Source organism: Mesorhizobium sp. B2-4-15 (genome assembly GCF_006658505.1).
Classification (GTDB): Bacteria; Pseudomonadota; Alphaproteobacteria; order Rhizobiales; family Rhizobiaceae; genus Mesorhizobium.
The window spans coordinates 100,702-116,460 of the sequence record NZ_VFUZ01000014.1; the positions used below are offsets into that span (position 1 = coordinate 100,702).

Consider the following 15,759-nt stretch of genomic DNA (forward strand, 5'->3'; position numbering starts at 1 on the left):
GAACACATGAACATGAAACAGGCACCGCGAATGCGGCGCCATGCAGTGTGTCGGGGGAGTTGACGAGACCGGCGGTTACTGAGGCAAAGTGAAGCTCGAAATGGGTGTCGGGGCGGCTCTTCTAGCGGCGCGATGCGGGCTCGGCAAGGGGGCCCTGCGAGCCCAAGCCTTGCATGTCTGCACCTATGGCCCGCATTGTCTTGCCTTTGCCAGAGCCGCAGCTGTCGGGTTATCGTGGTTGATCGACCCTGAAACAAGCGGAAATCCTGCCATGCACCTCACCTCGCTCCTGATCTTCGCCGCTGCCTTGTTCGTTGCCGCCGGTTCGCCAGGTCCATCGATCGCGGCGCTCGTCGCACGCGTCATCTCGAAAGGATTCCGCGACGTGTTTCCGTTCCTGCTCGCCATGTGGATCGGCGAGGGCATCTGGCTGTCGCTGGCGGTGTTCGGGCTGGCTGTCGTCGCGCAGACCTTCCACCTTGCCTTCGTCATCGTGAAATGGGTCGGCGTTGCCTATCTCGCCTATCTCGCCTGGAAGATGTGGACGGCTCCGGTCGAAGCCAAGGAAGGGGAGATGCCGCGCGAGGATTCGCCCGCCAAGCTGTTCCTCGCCGGCATGGCGGTGACGCTCGGCAATCCCAAGATCATGATGTTCTACCTGGCGCTGCTGCCAACCATCATCGACCTCGCCTCGGTCAGCGTCATCGGCTGGGCCGAACTGACGGCGACCATGGCCGTGGTGCTGATCGCCATCGATCTCGCCTGGGTGCTCGCCGCCTCGCAGGCGCGCAAGCTGCTGAGGAGCAAGCGCGCCATGAAGATCGCCAACCGCGTCAGCGCCTCGACGATGGCCGGGGCCGCGGCGGCGATCGCGGCGCGGTCGTAAGCATCATCCGAACCGAAGGACCGCGTCGGCGAAAAGTGGAAATCGTCTTCTTCTGCTTCGCAGACTTTCGGCTCGGAAAGATCATGCTCAACAGAAGAAGCGTCACATCATTTCGATGATCGGCGCGATCTCGATGCTGCAGTTCGGCATGGCCAGCATCGGGCAGCCCTTGGCCTTGTCGGCGGCATCGTCGATGTCCTTGGCCTCGATGATCGAATAGCCGCCCGTCGGATTGCTGCCGCCATTGTTCTCGACCTTGCCGCCCGGCAGCACGGTCTTGGACATGCCGACCGGATTGCCGCCGTCGACCACCGCCGAGCCCAGTTTGCCGAACCAGCCATTCCAGGCGTCCATCGCGGCTTTCCGCTCGGCTTCCGTCGCCGGCATCTTGCCTGAGCCATGATAGACGTAGAGAAACTTCGCCATGTTCTTCTCCCTTGATCAGCGGCATCGAACCAGCATGCGGCCATGCCGCCCAGCGATCATCGGACCAAAAAGGCCGACACGCAATGAGAATTAGGCATGTCTAATATGTAGTCTGATGGGAACCCGGCTCGTCACCGCGCCATGGCGTGGTATTCGTCATTCGGGCGCATGTCGATCGCCGCCGCCATCCGGTTTGACATGTTGAAGAAGGCAGCCGTCGAGGCGATGTCCCAGATGTCGCGGTCGCTGAAGCCGGCCTTGCGAAGCGTGGCCCGGTCGGCCTCGACGATCTTGGCCGGTTCCTCGGTCAGCTTGACGGCGAATTCCAGCATCGCCGTCTGCTTCGGCGAGAGATCGGCGGCGCGGAAATTCATCACCATCATCTCGCCGAGCGAAGGGTCGCCGGACAACTGACGCACCGCCGCGCCATGAGCGGTCAGGCAGTAGTAACACTGGTTGATGGAGGAGACGGCGACCGCGATCATCTCACGCTCCAGCTTCGACAGGCCGGAATCGCCGAGCATCAGATCGTTGTACATGTCGGTGAAGGCGCGCAGCTTCTTGTCATCGAAGGCATAGGCCTTCAGCACGTTGGGAACCAGCCCGAGCTTCTCCTCGCATTTGGCGAAATAGGCTTTTGTCGGCTCGCTCAGTTCCCCCGTATCGAGATCAAGCGCGGTGATTTTGCCGGTCATGGTTTGTTTCTCCTCGTCGGGCGATGCCTTGCCGCCGAATTCCCAGAATTCTTGGCAAGCCGTCAAACCTTTGTCGCCAAATGGCGGTCATCTGCTACCATAGTCACAAAAGCATACGACGGGAGGCAAGAAGCGTCATGGCCAGCGTGAAATCCGCAGCTAAGTCGAAGAAGAGGGCAACGGCGGCGGCGAAGACGGAGGACAGGCCAGCCAGGCTTGCCGATTACCTGCTCGCCCGCGCGCCGGCGGAAGACATCGCCGCCTATCAAGTGGGGGACCTGGAACGCGCCGCCGACCTCGCCGGCCAGGCGGTAGCCCGTCACAAGAAAGGCGAGTGCGTCGTCGCCGTCGAGAGCGATCCGGGCGTCGCCCGAGAAGGCCGCCCGGTCACGGTCATCACGGTCGTCAATGACAACATGCCGTTCCTGTTCGACTCCATCCTTGGCGAGATCACCGAGACCGCCGGCGAGCCGACCCTGGTCACCCATCCGGTCATCACCGTGCGTCATGGCAAAGGCGGTGTCGAGGAAATCCTCGGCGACGGCAATTTCGCCAGGGACGACGGCGGCCACGACCGGCTGAGCGTCATCCACGTCCATATCCCGCGGCTGACCGCGGAGGCGGCAAACGCCTTGACCGAGCGGCTGCGCAAGATGCTCGGCCAGGTGCATGCGGCCGTCAACGACTGGAAACCGATGCTGGCCCGGCTCGATCAGGCGATCTCGGAGTTCCGCTATTCGGCTGTGCCGCTCGACAAGAAGAGCGTTGCCGAGGCGATCGCCTTCCTGGAGTGGCTGCGCGACGACAATTTCACCTTCCTCGGCATGCGCGAGTTCAAATATACCGGCGGCGAGGAAAGCGGCACGCTGGAGCGCGCCGACAAGCCCGGCCTTGGTATCCTGTCCGATCCCGACGTGCTGGTGCTCAGACGCGGCACTGAAGCGGTGACGACGACGCCTGAGATTCGCGCCTTCCTGCACGGGCCGGAGCCGCTGATCGTCACCAAGGCCAATGCCAAGTCTTCCGTGCACCGCCGCATCTATCTCGATTACATCGGCGTCAAGACCTACACCACCAAGGGGGCACTGGCGGGCGAACTGCGCATCGTCGGCCTGTTCACCTCGACCGCCTACACGCGCTCGGTGATGAAGATCCCATATCTCAGGTCCAAGGCCGAAACCATCATCGCCAAATCCGGTTTCGACCGGCACGACCATTCCGGCAAGGCGCTGATCAATGTGCTGGAGAGCTATCCGCGCGACGAATTGTTCCAGGTCCCGGTGCCGATCCTGAGGAAGCACGCCGCGGCCATCCTCGGCCTGATCGAGCGGCCGCGGGTCAGGGCGCTGGTGCGCGCCGACCAGTTCGACCGCTTCGTCTCGATCCTCGTCTTCGTGCCGCGCGACCGCTACGACAGCGTGGTGCGCGAGAAGGTCGGCGCCTATCTCAAGACCGTGTTCGAAGGCCGGCTGTCGGCCTATTACCCGGCCTTCCCGGAAGGCGGGCTGGCGCGTGTCCACTTCATCATCGGCCGCTCCGGCGGCAAGACGCCAAGAGTCGAGCAGGCGACGATCGAGGCGGCGATCCGCGACATCGTCCGTACCTGGGAGGACGCCCTTTCCGAGGCGGCGGAGGCCAGCGGCAGCGACCCGGCGTTGAAAGCCATCGCCGCAAGGCTGCCGGAAAGCTACCGCGATTCGTTCAGCGCGGCGGTGGCGCTGGTCGATGCCGGGCGCATCGCCAAGATCAGCGCCGCCAATCCGATCGCCATCGACTATTATCGCCACGGCGAGCAGAAGCCGCAGCAGGCGGCGCTGAAGATCTATCACCATGGCAGCCCGGTGGCGTTGTCGCGGCGGGTGCCGGTGTTGGAAAACATCGGCTTCCGGGTGATCAGCGAGCGTACGTTCGAGGTCGGCGACGACGCGACCGGCATGGTCTTCATCCACGACATGGAGCTGGAGAACAGCTACGGCAAGCCGATCGATCTTGCCGATGGCGGCGCGCTGTTCGAGGACGCGTTCCTGTCGGTCTGGCGCGGCGACGTCGACAATGATGGTTATAACGGCCTTGCCCAGACCGCCGGCCTGTGGTCTGAAGAAATTACCATCCTGCGCGCCTATGGCCGCTATCTGCAGCAGGTCGGCATTCCGCAAAGCCAGGATTTCATCGCTGCCGCACTCAACCGCTACCCGGAGATCGCGCGCGGCCTGCACGACCTTTTCATCGCCCGGCTTGGGCCGACGGCAGAGACGGAAGGCGCCGTGGCGGCAAAGCACCTCAAGGCCAAGATCAAGGATGCCTTGGAAGATGTGCCCAACATCGACGACGACACCATCATCCGGCGCTACCTGAATTTGGTCGAAGCCTCGCTGCGCACCAATCATTTCGTTGCCGATACGAAGCAGAAGGGTCAATCGCTGGCGATCAAGCTCGACTCGCAAGCGGTCGAGGGATTGCCGGCGCCACGGCCGTGGCGGGAGATCTTCGTCTACGGCTCCGAGGTCGAGGGGCTGCATCTGCGCTTCGGGCCGGTCGCGCGTGGCGGCCTGCGCTGGTCGGACCGCGCCCAGGACTACCGCACCGAAGTGCTTGGCCTGGTCAAGGCGCAGCAGGTCAAGAATGCCGTTATCGTGCCCGTCGGTGCCAAGGGCGGCTTCTTCCCCAAACGCCTGCCGGCGGGCGGCAGCCGCGACGCGATCTTCGAGGCCGGCACCTCGGCCTACAAGAACTTCGTCTCCAGCCTGCTGTCGATCACGGACAATATCGGGCTGGACGGTGTCATTCCGCCGGCTGGCGTGGTGCGTCGCGACCAGGACGACCCCTATTTCGTCGTCGCCGCCGACAAGGGCACGGCCACCTTCTCCGACACCGCCAATGCCATCAGCGAAAGCCATGGTTTCTGGCTGGACGATGCCTTCGCCAGCGGCGGCTCCGCCGGTTATGATCACAAGAAGATGGGCATCACCGCCAAGGGCGCCTGGGAAGCGGTCAAGCGGCATTTCCGCGAAATGAACCGCGACATCCAGACCTCGCCCTTCACCGTCGTCGGCGTCGGCGACATGTCGGGCGACGTGTTCGGCAACGGCATGTTGTTGTCGCCGAAAACGCGGCTGATCGCCGCCTTCGACCATCGCGACATCTTCATCGATCCCGATCCGGACATGGAGGCCTCGATGGCCGAGCGCCAGCGCATGTTCGCGCTGCCACGGTCGAGCTGGCAGGATTATGACAAGACCAAGCTGTCGGAAGGCGGCATCATCGTCTCGCGCAGCCAGAAGTCGATCACCTTGCCGGCCGCGGCTGCGGCGGCGATCGGCCTTGCCAAGACGACCGCCACGCCGGTCGAGATCATGACCGCCATCCTCAAGGCGCCGGTCGACCTTTTGTGGTTCGGCGGCATCGGCACCTATCTGCGGGCCTCGACCGAGACCAACGCCGATGTCGGCGACCGGGCCAACGACGCCATCCGCGTCACCGCGCTCGACGTGCGCGCCAGGGTGATCGGCGAGGGCGCCAACCTCGGCGTCACCCAGCGGGCACGAATCGAGTTCGGCATGAATGGCGGCCGCTGCAATTCCGATGCCATCGACAATTCCGGCGGCGTCAACTGTTCCGACGTCGAGGTCAACATCAAGATCGCGCTGGCATCCGCCATGCGCAAGGGATCGCTGAACCGTCCGGCACGCAACAAGCTGCTGGCCGAGATGACCGACGAGGTCGGCGGGCTGGTGCTGTCCAACAATTACGAGCAGACGCTGGCGCTTTCGATCGCGCGCAAGCGCGGCCTCGCCGACATTGCGCATCAGGCCCGGTTCATGTCCGCGCTCGAAGCGCGGGGCCTGCTCGACCGTGCCGTGGAAACGCTGCCGTCCCCGGCGGCGCTCGCCGAGCGTGAGGCACGCGGCGAGCCGCTGACCAGGGCCGAGCTCGGCGTGCTGCTCGCCTATGCCAAGATCGTTCTGTTCTCCGACATCGTCGCCAGCGACGTGCCGGACGACGCGCATTTCGACCGTGATCTGATGGGCTATTTCCCGGACCGGATGGCGAAGAAATACGCCACCGAGATCCATGGTCACAGGCTGCGCCGCGAGATCATCGCCCGTGTCGTCGCCAACGACCTCGTCAATCGCGGCGGTCCGTCCTTCGTCAACCGGTTGCAGGAGGCCACGGGCCGCACCGCCGCCGATGTGGTGCGCACCTTCGCCGTGGTGCGGGATGGCTTTGCGCTGCCGGCGCTCTACCGCGAGATCGACGCGCTCGACAACCAGATCGACGGCCAGGTGCAGCTCGATCTCTACCAGATTGTGAGCCGGCTCATCTATATGAGCAGCGGCTGGTATCTGAAGAACGATGCCGGCACGGCGCCGCTCGGCCAGCGCATCGCCGAATTGCAGGAGGCGCGCAAGGCGCTGGAACCCAAGCTCGTTCCCCTGCTGCCGGCGTTCTCGCGCGAGCGGATCGAGGAGAAGCGGCACGGGCTGTTCAAGGCCGGTGCGCCGGAAAGGCTGGCCGAGCAGCTGGCCTTGAGCGAAGTGGCGGAATTGATCCCCGACATCGCGTTGACGGCGCGCACGGCCGGCGCCGACATCGTCGCGGCCGCCAAGGCGTTCTTCGCCGTCAGCGATGCCTTCCGCATTCCGCGCGTCGAGGACGCCGCGCGCTCGATCACGCCGTCGGATTATTACGACCAACTCGCGCTGTCGCGCGCCACCGACACGATCGGCGCGGCGCGGCGCGGCATCGCGGTCGCCGCGCTCACCAGTCATGCCAAGGCGGCCGATCCGGTGGCCGCATGGCTGGAAGCCGGCGGCGAGCGGGTGGCGCGCATCCGCGAGCGGCTGCAGGCGCTGACCGAGGGCGGCGACATCACCGTGTCGCGGCTGTCGGTGGCGTCCGGGCTGATGAGCGATCTGACGGGGATGTGACGAATTCTTGCGGAGATTGGTGCCGCCCCTCATCCGGCTGCCGCCACCTTCTCCCCGTATAGTGACGGGGAGAAGCGAACCGGCTGGGAGGCCGGCGCTCATTCTGCCACGTCGAGGATTGGCGAAATCCTCGGCGACAGCGTCTTTCTCCCCGTCACCGTACGGGGAGAAGTGCCCGGCAGGGCAATGAGGGGCAGCGCGACGCTTGTCATTTGCATGAGCATCGGAAACATGCAGACATGGCGCCCGACACGGGCCGAGCGGGTGCCAGGGGAGTCAGCATGGCGGTAGAGACAATGCAGCGGGCGTCCGGGCGCGGCATCTGGGGATGGATGTTCTTCGACTGGGCGGCGCAGCCGTTCTTCACGGTCGTCACCACCTTCATCTTCGGTCCCTATTTCGTTTCGCGCATGGCTGCCGACCCCAACACCGGCCAGGCGGTCTGGGGCTACGGCATCGCCGCGGCCGGGCTGGTCATCGCCGTGCTGTCGCCAGTCCTCGGCTCGATCGCCGACCAGACCGGGCCGCGCAAGCCGTGGATCGCCTTCTTCGCCGCCATCAAGATCACCAGCCTTAGCTTGCTCTGGTTCGCCGCGCCCGGCTCGAACCTGTTCCTGATCGTGGCACTGTTCTCGCTGGCGTCGGTCGCGGCGGAATTCTCCACGGTGTTCAATGATTCGATGATGCCGCGGCTGGTGCCGAAGAGCGAGATCGGCCGCATCTCCAACACGGCCTGGGGCCTCGGCTATCTCGGCGGCATGATCGCGCTGATCTTCGTGGTGACGTGCCTGGCCGGTTCGCCCGAGACCGGCAAGACCATCATCGGCATCGCCCCGCTGTTCGGGCTCGATCCGCATCTGGGCGAAGATGCCCGCGCCACCGGGCCGCTGTCGGCCGGCTGGTATTTCCTGTTCATCCTGCCGATGTTCTTCTTCACGCCGGACGCCATCAAGGGCATCCCAATCGGGCCGGCGGTGCGCGAGGGCCTGTCGGAGCTGAAATCGACGCTGGCCGAGGTGCGCCGGCGCGGCGGCATCTTCCGCTTCCTCGTCGCACGGATGATCTATCAGGACGGCGTCAACGCGCTGCTGGCGCTCGGCGGCACGTTCGCGGCGGGCATGTTCCACTGGTCGATCACCGAGATCGGCATGTTCGGCATCATTCTCAACATCGTCGCCATTTTCGGCTGCTGGATCGCGGCGCGGCTGGACACCGCGCTCGGCTCCAAGGCGGTGGTGATGATCGCGCTGGTGATGCTGTCGGTCGCCACCATCGGTATCATCTCGACGGGGCCGGGCTTCACCTTGCTCGGCCTGATACCGCTCTCGACAACCGATTCGGGCGGCCTGTTCGGCACGGCGGCTGAAAAAGCTTATATCCTGTACGGCCTATTGATCGGCCTGGCTTTCGGACCGGTGCAGGCGTCGTCGCGTTCCTACATGGCGCGCAGCGTCACGGCGGCGGAATCCGGCCGCTATTTCGGCATTTATGCGCTGGCCGGCCGGGCGACCAGTTTCCTGGCACCGTTCCTGGTGGCGACCATCACCGCGCTCAGCGGTTCGGCGCGGCTCGGCATGGCGGTGATCATCCTGTTCCTCGGCATCGGCATGGCGATACTGGTGAGGACGCCGTATCCGGCGGATCGGCCGGCGGGGTAAGTTTACCCTCCCCCTTGTGGGGAGGGTCGATCCGCGAAGCGGAGCGGGGTGGGGGCCCACCGCTCCCCCGGCACTACGCGCCGACCCTCCCAACAAGGGGGAGGGTAACGTCACGCCACGATGACAATCACCGAGACCATCCCGAACAGCGCAATCAGCAGGTAGTCGGCGACCCGATAGAGTTGCAACGCCCGCCTGATGTCGCCGCTGTCGACGTCGCGGCGGCCGCCTTCGCCCATGAAAACGTCGTCGACCACCACGCCGCCATAGCTGCGCGGTCCGGCGAGCGCGAGTCCAAGCGCTCCGGCCATGGCCGCTTCCGGCCAGCCGGCGTTGGGCGAACGGTGCTTTTTGGCGTCGCGCCACACCGCAGTCCAGGCGTTGCGGGGATCGGCTTCCTTGACCAGGAAAGCAGCCAGCACGATCAGCAGAGCCGTCAGCCGCGACGCCGGCAGGTTGATCCAATCGTCGAAGCGCGCCGCCGCCCAGCCGAACGCCTCGTGGCGCGGGGTGCGGTGGCCGATCATTGAATCGGCGGTGTTGGCCGCCTTGTAGGCAGCACCTCCTGCTAGCCCGCCGACGCCTGTCCAGAAGGCGGGGGCGACGATGCCGTCGGAAAAATTCTCGGCCAGGCTTTCGATCGCCGCGCGGCAGACGCCGGCCCTGTCGAGCGTCTCCGGGTCACGACCGACGATTCGCGAGACGGCGACACGGCCCATGGCGAGGCCACCCGAGTCAAGCGAGTCCGCCACGGCCTCGACATGTTCATACAGGCTCTTCTGCGACAGGAAAGACGTCGCCAGAAGGGCGGCAATGATCAGTCCCAGGGGAACGAACCAGAGCAGAAGGATCTGCACGCAAAGGCCGATCACCGCCGGTACCAGCACGATGACCAGAAGCGCCCGGACGCCGCGTTGGCGACGCAGCGCGTCGGTATCAGTGGCGCGGTTGAGCCCGCGATCGAGAAAGGATATCAGGCTGCCGAACCACGTCACCGGATGACCGATGGCGCGAAACAGCCAGTCCGGATAACCCAGGACGAATTCGACGGCCAGTGACAGGAAAGCGATCAGGACTGACATGAAGCTTCTTGAAGGAGCGGTGGACCATGGTGGAAGTCTTGGCCGGGCGAGGGCGCTTTTCCCCAACGCCTTGCTGCCTTTCGTCGACCTCTCGACCGGTATCAATCCGCACTCCTACCCGCTTTTCGACTTGCCCGCCACCTCGCTGTCGCGATTGCCGGAAACAGGGCGCGGGCGTGAGCTTACAGAGATCGCGGCCAGCACCTATGGTGCGCCGTCGCCCGCAAATGTCGTCGCGGCGCCCGGCACGCAGATCCTGTTGCCGCGCGTGGCATCGCTGATCAGACCCGGCAAGGCATTGGTGCTGGGGCCGACCTATGCCGAACACGCCCGGGCGGCGGCAATCGCCGGGCACGAGGTGTCCGGGGTCAGCGATTTTGCGGCGCTCGCCGACGCCGACCTTGCCATCATCGTCAATCCCAACAACCCGGATGGGCGCGTCATCGAGCGCGACCGGCTGCTGGTGCTCGCCGCAGGATTGCGCGCCAGAGGCGGCCTGCTGGTCGTCGACGAGGCCTTCATGGATGTCGGCCCGCGCGAACACAGCCTCGCAGGCGATGTCGGCCAGGGCGGCATCGTCGTGCTGCGCTCGTTCGGTAAGTTCTTTGGCCTGGCCGGCGTGCGGCTTGGATTCGCGCTTTCCGATACGCCAACGGTGGACCTGCTGGAAACGCAATTCGGCCCATGGGCCGTCGCCGGTCCGGCGCTGGAATATGGTATCCGCGCGCTCGCCGATATCGGCTGGCAGGACGCGATGCGGATATCGCTCGCGGAGGCATCGGCGCGGCTCGACGCGCTGTTCGGCCGCTTCGGCGTGTCCGTTGCCGGTGGTACCACGCTGTTCCGCTATCTCGGTCTGGCGGATGCCGCCGGCCTGTTTTCCGCGCTTGGCGAGCACGGTATCCTGCTGCGGCATTTCTCCGACCGGCCGCATGTCCTGCGCGCAGGCCTGCCGGGGAGTGACGAAGAATGGCGGCGGCTCGAATTCGCTCTTGCCGGCTGGGCTTCGCGGCGCGACGATGGCGCCAGGGAGATCGCGCGATGATGATCCATGTCTGTTCGCTGGCAAAGGTCGAGGAAACGGTGGCGAGGACCGGTGCCGACCGCCTGCTGTCGCTGCTCGCCGCCGGAACCGAGGTGGTGCGCCCGGCCTCGATCGCCAGGGAAAACCATCTGCATCTGGTCATGCACGACATTGCTATAGCGCAGGACGGCATGACCATGCCGGGCGAGGATCACGTGCGCAACCTGCTCGATTTCGCGCGCCGGTGGGATAGGGCAAGGCCGATGGTGGTGCATTGCTATGCAGGCATCAGTCGTTCGACCGCTTCGGCCTATATCATCGCCGCCGCCCTGGCGCCGAAACGCGACGAGGCCGAATTGGCTCAGACATTGCGGACGCTATCCCCCTCGGCGACACCCAATCCGCGCCTGATTGCCGTGGCGGATGCCCTGCTTGATCGCAATGGCCGCATGATCGAGGCGATCCTGTCGATCGGCCGTGGCGCCGACGCCTTCGAGGGCACGCCTTTTGCGCTGAAGATCGACGCTCAGGAGACTATCTAAGCCACTCCGCGAGCTTTGCCTCGCGCACATCGTTGAGCAGGCTGATGAACCCGCCGGCCTGATGTTCCGCAGTCAAGCGCCCTTTTTCGGCTGTCGCGATGCTGGCGTCGCCGACCACGCCGTTCGGGTTCAGGTCGCTGGCGAGCCAGGCAAAGGCGTGGGTGCCGGTGTGGCGCAGCAGCGAGAATTCCTTCTCGGCTTTGGCGACGTTGGAAACGAAATTGTCGGCCTTGCCCATGTCGACCAGATCCGGCCGGAAATGCAGCATCAGCGACGTCTCCACGTCGCCGCCATGGATGCCGTGCCGATCCTCGAGTTCGGTGTACATGCCGGCCGGGCGGCCGAAGCGCTGCCAGCTCGTCTTCACCGCCAGCATCTTTTCGCGGACGCGCAATTCACGCGTGATGATGCCCATGATCTCCTCATTGCCGCCATGCGAATTGACGACGACGAGCTTGCGCACACCGGCGCGCGCGACCGACAGGCCAAGCTCGGTCCAGGCCTCGACCAGTGTCGTTGCCGGCAAGGTAAGCGTGCCCGGCGCGTGCAGATGCTCGTTCGACTTGCCCACCGCCTGAACCGGCAGGATGCGGATGTCGAGATCGTCGGGCAGACGCGAAATGACCGTGTCGAGCATGCCGTTCATGATCGAGGTGTCGGTCGAGACAGGCAGATGCGGCCCGTGCTGTTCGATCGCCGCAACCGGCAGCACGGCGATCGTCGTCTCGGGATCGACCGAGGCATATTCGGTGGTCCGGTAGTCACCCCACCAGACGCGTCTTTTTGTCTTGTCCATTTTGACCTCGAAGAAACTGAAGCGCGTCGGCGCCGCCCCTCACCCTTATCCTCTCCCCGTGAAGAACGGGGAGAGGAAGACGCGAACGTCGCAGCTTCTCCCTTCTCCCCGTCACTATACGGGGAGAAGGTGCCGGCAGGCGGATGAGGGGCGGCGCCAGCCTTTGATAGTTTGACTTTAGACCATCGGCCAGTCGATTCGTAGCGCGGCGCTTCTCATCCTGCCGCGATTGCCTCGACCTCGACCTTGAATTCGGGCCTGGCAAAGCCGGAAACGATCATCAGCGTCGAGGCCGGCGCCGGGTTCGAAAACAGCCGGTCGCGGACATCCATATAGGGCCGCAAATATGCGCGGTCGGTGACATAGGCATTGATTCTCACGATGTCCTGCAGTCCCAGCCCCGCCTCGCCGAGCACCGCCGCGATGTTGCGGAAGCAGAGCTCGGCCTGGGCGCCAGCGTCCTCGGGGATTTGGTCGTCCGCCGTGATGGCGACCTGGCCCGAGCACAGGACCAGCCGCTTGCCGGCCGGCACCTCGACACCGTGGCTATAGCGGGCAAAGGGCGGCTTGATCGACTTGGGGGTGAGAAACTTGAACATGGCAATCTCCGGTTTGCCGTCAGCCTGGGACGGGTTTCATTACAGCTTCAAGATGGCGGTGCACAGCTTCAAGATGGCGGTGCATGTCGCCGGTGCGATTGTGGACAGGCGTTCAAAAAATGGGCACGATGCCTCCGGTGCAGCACGACCTTTCCGGCTTTCGCAGATGGCTGTGGTGCAGGCGGGCGGGTCCCGGCGTGAGACGCCAGTGGCATGTGTCTTGCTTCTTGAATCTTTGGTGTCGAGCCTGGCGCGTGGAGCGCCGGAGCAAACAAAGGGTGGTGTCGATGTACGGAAAACAGAAGATCTCGGTGGGCGTGGTAGCCTTGCTGGCCGCCAGCACGCTGGGGGCCGCGGCGAATGAAAAAGCCACCTTCGGCACCAACTGGCTGGCCGAGCCGGAACATGGCGGATATTACCAGGCCGTGGCCGATGGCACCTATGCCGCCTGCGGCCTCGATGTCACCATCATGCAGGGCGGCCCGCAGGTCAGCGGGCGGCCGATGCTGCTGGCCGGCAAGATCGATTTTTACATGGGCGGCAATCTGCTGTCGGCCTTCGATGCCGTGCAGCAGGGCATTCCGATGCGAGTCGTGGCCGCCGACTTCCAGAAGGATCCGCAGGTCATCATGTCACACCCCGGCGAAGGGCTCGACAAATGGGAGGATCTGAAGAACGCCGACCAGTATATTCTGGGCGACGAGGGCGTGCAGACGTTCTTCCAATGGATGGTCATCGAGCTCGGCTTCGATGCCGCCAAGCGCGTGCCTTACACCTATAACACCGCTCCCTTCATCGCCAACAAGAAGTCGATCCAGCAGGGTTACGTCACTTCAGAGCCGTTCGCGGTCCAGAAGGAAGGCGGCTTCGTGCCGAACCAGTTCCTGCTGGCCGACTATGGCTGGGACACCTATTCGACGACGATCGAGGTGATGCAGGATACGATCGACAAGAAGCCGGAGGTGGTCCAGTGCTTCGTCGATGGCTCGGCCAAGGGCTGGTACAAATATCTCTACGGCGACAACAAGGCCGCCAACGACATGATCAAGAAAGACAATCCCGACATGACGGACGCGCAGATCGCTTTCTCGATCGAGCAGATGAAGAAGTTCGGTCTTGCCGATTCGGGCGACACCGAAAAGCTTGGCATCGGGGCCATGACGGATGCGCGGATCAAGAGTTTCTACGACAAGATGGTCAAGGCCAAGGTCGCACCCGGCGGCATCGACATCAAGAAGGCCTATACGTTGGCCTTCGTCAACAAGGGCGTGGGGCTCGAGCTGAAGAAATAGGCCGGGTCCCGGCATGATAAGGGAAAAGGTGGCGCAAGCGCCAGCGAATGCGTGGGACGTCGCTCCGGCATTGTTGGCGCTGCGTGGCGTCGGCAAGGTCTTTTCCAATGGCGTGACGGCGCTGAGCGATGTCGATCTGACGATCCGGGAAGGCGATTTCCTCAGCCTGCTCGGCCCGTCAGGCTGCGGCAAATCGACGGCGCTGCGGCTGATCGCCGGCCTGTCGACGCCGACCTCGGGCACGCTCGATTGGCGTGGCGGCGGTTCGCTCGATCGCGCCAACATCGGCTTCGTCTTCCAGGAGCCGACCCTGCTCCCCTGGGCCAGCGTCTTCGACAATGTCTGGCTGCCGCTCAGGCTGAAAGGCATGTCCCGCGCCAAGGCCGCTCCGGCGATAACGGAGATGCTGGCACGGGTTCACCTGACTGGCTTCGAGGATGCGGTGCCGCGCGAGCTCTCCGGCGGCATGAAGATGCGCGTGTCGATCGCGCGCGCCATGGTGACCAGGCCGCGCGTGCTGTTGATGGACGAGCCTTTCGCCGCGCTCGACGAGATCACCCGCTTCAAGCTCAACAACGACCTGCTGGAACTGTGGCAGGACGAGCGCTTCACCGTCGTCTTCGTCACCCACAGCGTCTTCGAGAGCGTGTTTCTCTCCAATCGGGTGGTCGTCATGGCGGCGCGACCGGGCAGGGTCTTCGAAGAACTTGCGATCGAGGCATCCTATCCGCGCGATGAGGTATTTCGCACCTCGCCGGACTATGCATCCCTTTGCCGGCAAGCCTCCGACGTGCTGGTCAATGCCATCAATTCAACAGCGGGCTCGCACCATGACGGCCATTGAGGAGCGGGTGCTCAAGCTCGACCCGGAGGAAACGCGCCGGGTGCGCCAGGAGCGGCTCGAGCGGATCGGCCGCTGGGTGCTGCCGCTGGCGATCATGATCCTGGCCATCTGGCTGTGGGATCGCGTCTGCGTGTGGAACACGATCCCGCAATATATCCTGCCGCGTCCCGGCATGGTGCTGTGGACGCTCTACAACGATGCCGGCCTGCTGTTCTCGGCACTGCTGGTCACCTTGCGCATCACCTTCCTCAGCCTGCTTTTGGCCGTTGTTGGCGGCGTCGGGCTGGCGGTCCTGTTCGCGCAATCGAAATGGGTGGAGATGTCGTTCTTTCCGTTCGCCATCGTGCTGCAGGTGACGCCGATCGTGGCGATCTTCCCGCTGATCAACATCTATGTCGACAACCAGACGACCAAGCTTCTGCTGTGCGCCTGGATCGTCGCCTTCTTCCCGATCCTGTCCAACACCACGCTCGGCCTCAACTCGGTCGACCGTAATCTGCGCGACTTGTTCAAGCTCAACGGCGCGACGCGTTGGCAGCAGCTGCGCTATCTCAGGCTGCCGGCGGCGATGCCGTATTTCCTCGGTGGGCTGAAGATCGCCGGCGGCCTGTCGCTGATCGGCGCCGTGGTGGCCGAGTTCGTCGCTGGCGCCACCGGCCAGTCGTCGGGGCTTGCCTCGCGCATCATCGAGGCCGGCTACCGGCTCAACGCGCCGCGACTGTTCGCGGCGCTGTTTCTGATTTCGTTGACGGGAATCCTGATCTTCCTGGTGCTGTCGCTGATCTCGCATCTCATTTTGCGGCGCTGGCATGAAAGCGCGCTCAAGCAGGAGCGGTAACGTTGTTGTATTTTGCTTGCTGTGGCGGCTGCTCGCTTATTCCAATGTCGGCGCTGCCCCTCACCCTTACCCTCTCCCTGTATAGGGACGGGGAGAGGGGGGCGTCAGCGCGGGAGCTTCTCCCTTCTCCCCGTCCCTATACGGGGAGA

Annotated in this window: 14 protein-coding genes; 9 read left to right on the forward strand and 5 right to left on the reverse strand. The window is 64.4% G+C overall.

The features are described from left to right. Window positions 1–271 precede the first annotated feature (271 nt). Window positions 272–886: a LysE family translocator gene (locus FJ930_RS17995; protein ID WP_141839527.1), complete on the forward strand. Its 615-nt coding sequence runs from the start codon at window positions 272–274 to the stop codon at window positions 884–886. 102 nt (window positions 887–988) lie between these two features. On the opposite strand, the gene FJ930_RS18000 is transcribed toward FJ930_RS17995, so the two are convergent. Together FJ930_RS18000 and FJ930_RS18005 are read right to left on the reverse strand one after the other, a co-directional pair. Then, window positions 989–1,312 carry a YciI family protein gene (locus tag FJ930_RS18000; RefSeq protein ID WP_140613560.1) on the reverse strand — a complete coding sequence of 108 codons (324 nt, stop codon included), beginning with the start codon at window positions 1,310–1,312 and terminating at the stop codon, window positions 989–991. A 131-nt stretch (window positions 1,313–1,443) separates the two neighbouring features. Next, window positions 1,444–2,007 (reverse strand): peroxidase-related enzyme, encoded by a 564-nt coding sequence (locus FJ930_RS18005; RefSeq protein WP_141839529.1) that lies wholly within the window; start codon window positions 2,005–2,007, stop codon window positions 1,444–1,446. A gap of 137 nt (window positions 2,008–2,144) precedes the next feature. Here FJ930_RS18005 and FJ930_RS18010 point away from each other — a divergent pair, with 137 nt between their 5' ends. Next, a complete protein-coding gene (locus FJ930_RS18010) occupies window positions 2,145–6,935 on the forward strand; it encodes an NAD-glutamate dehydrogenase (protein WP_141839530.1) in 4,791 nt (1,596 codons plus the stop codon). A gap of 281 nt (window positions 6,936–7,216) precedes the next feature. Beyond that, a complete protein-coding gene (locus FJ930_RS18020; RefSeq protein ID WP_141839532.1) occupies window positions 7,217–8,593 on the forward strand; it encodes an MFS transporter in 1,377 nt (458 codons plus the stop codon). 110 nt (window positions 8,594–8,703) lie between these two features. On the opposite strand, the gene cbiB is transcribed toward FJ930_RS18020, so the two are convergent. Continuing rightward, a complete protein-coding gene (gene cbiB, locus FJ930_RS18025) occupies window positions 8,704–9,675 on the reverse strand; it encodes an adenosylcobinamide-phosphate synthase CbiB (RefSeq protein ID WP_141839534.1) in 972 nt (323 codons plus the stop codon). Here cbiB and cobD point away from each other — a divergent pair. Both cobD and FJ930_RS18035 read left to right on the forward strand, forming a co-directional pair. Further along, on the forward strand, window positions 9,674–10,720 hold the full coding sequence (gene cobD, locus FJ930_RS18030; RefSeq protein ID WP_140740829.1) for a threonine-phosphate decarboxylase CobD: 1,047 nt from the start codon (window positions 9,674–9,676) through the stop codon (window positions 10,718–10,720). The two genes, cbiB and cobD, sit on opposite strands and share 2 nt — an antisense overlap. After that, a complete protein-coding gene (locus FJ930_RS18035; RefSeq protein ID WP_140741262.1) occupies window positions 10,720–11,241 on the forward strand; it encodes a tyrosine phosphatase family protein in 522 nt (173 codons plus the stop codon). Before cobD ends, FJ930_RS18035 begins: the two co-directional genes overlap by 1 nt. On the opposite strand, the gene FJ930_RS18040 is transcribed toward FJ930_RS18035, so the two are convergent. Together FJ930_RS18040 and FJ930_RS18045 are read right to left on the reverse strand one after the other, a co-directional pair. Beyond that, window positions 11,234–12,037: a creatininase family protein gene (locus FJ930_RS18040; RefSeq protein ID WP_141839536.1), complete on the reverse strand. Its 804-nt coding sequence runs from the start codon at window positions 12,035–12,037 to the stop codon at window positions 11,234–11,236. The genes FJ930_RS18035 and FJ930_RS18040 overlap by 8 nt on opposite strands. Window positions 12,038–12,252: 215 nt before the next feature. Beyond that, on the reverse strand, window positions 12,253–12,636 hold the full coding sequence (locus tag FJ930_RS18045) for a RidA family protein (RefSeq protein ID WP_141839538.1): 384 nt from the start codon (window positions 12,634–12,636) through the stop codon (window positions 12,253–12,255). On the opposite strand from FJ930_RS18045, the gene FJ930_RS18050 reads away from it, so the two are divergent. Genes FJ930_RS18050 through FJ930_RS18065 form a run of 4 tightly spaced genes read left to right on the forward strand, consistent with a single transcriptional unit; the run spans window position 12,629 to window position 15,610 of the window. Further along, window positions 12,629–13,000, forward strand: a complete 372-nt coding sequence (locus FJ930_RS18050; RefSeq protein ID WP_141839540.1) for a hypothetical protein — start codon at window positions 12,629–12,631, stop codon at window positions 12,998–13,000. The genes FJ930_RS18045 and FJ930_RS18050 overlap by 8 nt on opposite strands. After that, on the forward strand, window positions 12,924–13,928 hold the full coding sequence (locus FJ930_RS18055; RefSeq protein ID WP_141839542.1) for an ABC transporter substrate-binding protein: 1,005 nt from the start codon (window positions 12,924–12,926) through the stop codon (window positions 13,926–13,928). Before FJ930_RS18050 ends, FJ930_RS18055 begins: the two co-directional genes overlap by 77 nt. Window positions 13,929–13,941: 13 nt before the next feature. Continuing rightward, the gene (locus tag FJ930_RS18060; protein ID WP_141839544.1) at window positions 13,942–14,772 is read left to right on the forward strand and encodes an ABC transporter ATP-binding protein; all 831 of its coding nucleotides are present in this window, start codon (window positions 13,942–13,944) and stop codon (window positions 14,770–14,772) included. Beyond that, on the forward strand, window positions 14,759–15,610 hold the full coding sequence (locus FJ930_RS18065; protein ID WP_141839546.1) for an ABC transporter permease: 852 nt from the start codon (window positions 14,759–14,761) through the stop codon (window positions 15,608–15,610). The genes FJ930_RS18060 and FJ930_RS18065 overlap by 14 nt, the downstream gene beginning before the upstream one ends. Window positions 15,611–15,759 lie beyond the last annotated feature (149 nt).

Coding starts and splice junctions, on each gene's coding strand:
- FJ930_RS17995 (WP_141839527.1), top strand. CDS start 272: ATGCACCTCACCTCGCTCCTGATCTTCGCCGCTGCCTTGTTCGTTGCC.
- FJ930_RS18000 (WP_140613560.1), bottom strand. CDS start 1,312: ATGGCGAAGTTTCTCTACGTCTATCATGGCTCAGGCAAGATGCCGGCG.
- FJ930_RS18005 (WP_141839529.1), bottom strand. CDS start 2,007: ATGACCGGCAAAATCACCGCGCTTGATCTCGATACGGGGGAACTGAGC.
- FJ930_RS18010 (WP_141839530.1), top strand. CDS start 2,145: ATGGCCAGCGTGAAATCCGCAGCTAAGTCGAAGAAGAGGGCAACGGCG.
- FJ930_RS18020 (WP_141839532.1), top strand. CDS start 7,217: ATGGCGGTAGAGACAATGCAGCGGGCGTCCGGGCGCGGCATCTGGGGA.
- cobD (WP_140740829.1), top strand. CDS start 9,674: ATGAAGCTTCTTGAAGGAGCGGTGGACCATGGTGGAAGTCTTGGCCGG.
- cbiB (WP_141839534.1), bottom strand. CDS start 9,675: ATGTCAGTCCTGATCGCTTTCCTGTCACTGGCCGTCGAATTCGTCCTG.
- FJ930_RS18035 (WP_140741262.1), top strand. CDS start 10,720: ATGATCCATGTCTGTTCGCTGGCAAAGGTCGAGGAAACGGTGGCGAGG.
- FJ930_RS18040 (WP_141839536.1), bottom strand. CDS start 12,037: ATGGACAAGACAAAAAGACGCGTCTGGTGGGGTGACTACCGGACCACC.
- FJ930_RS18045 (WP_141839538.1), bottom strand. CDS start 12,636: ATGTTCAAGTTTCTCACCCCCAAGTCGATCAAGCCGCCCTTTGCCCGC.
- FJ930_RS18055 (WP_141839542.1), top strand. CDS start 12,924: ATGTACGGAAAACAGAAGATCTCGGTGGGCGTGGTAGCCTTGCTGGCC.
- FJ930_RS18060 (WP_141839544.1), top strand. CDS start 13,942: ATGATAAGGGAAAAGGTGGCGCAAGCGCCAGCGAATGCGTGGGACGTC.
- FJ930_RS18065 (WP_141839546.1), top strand. CDS start 14,759: ATGACGGCCATTGAGGAGCGGGTGCTCAAGCTCGACCCGGAGGAAACG.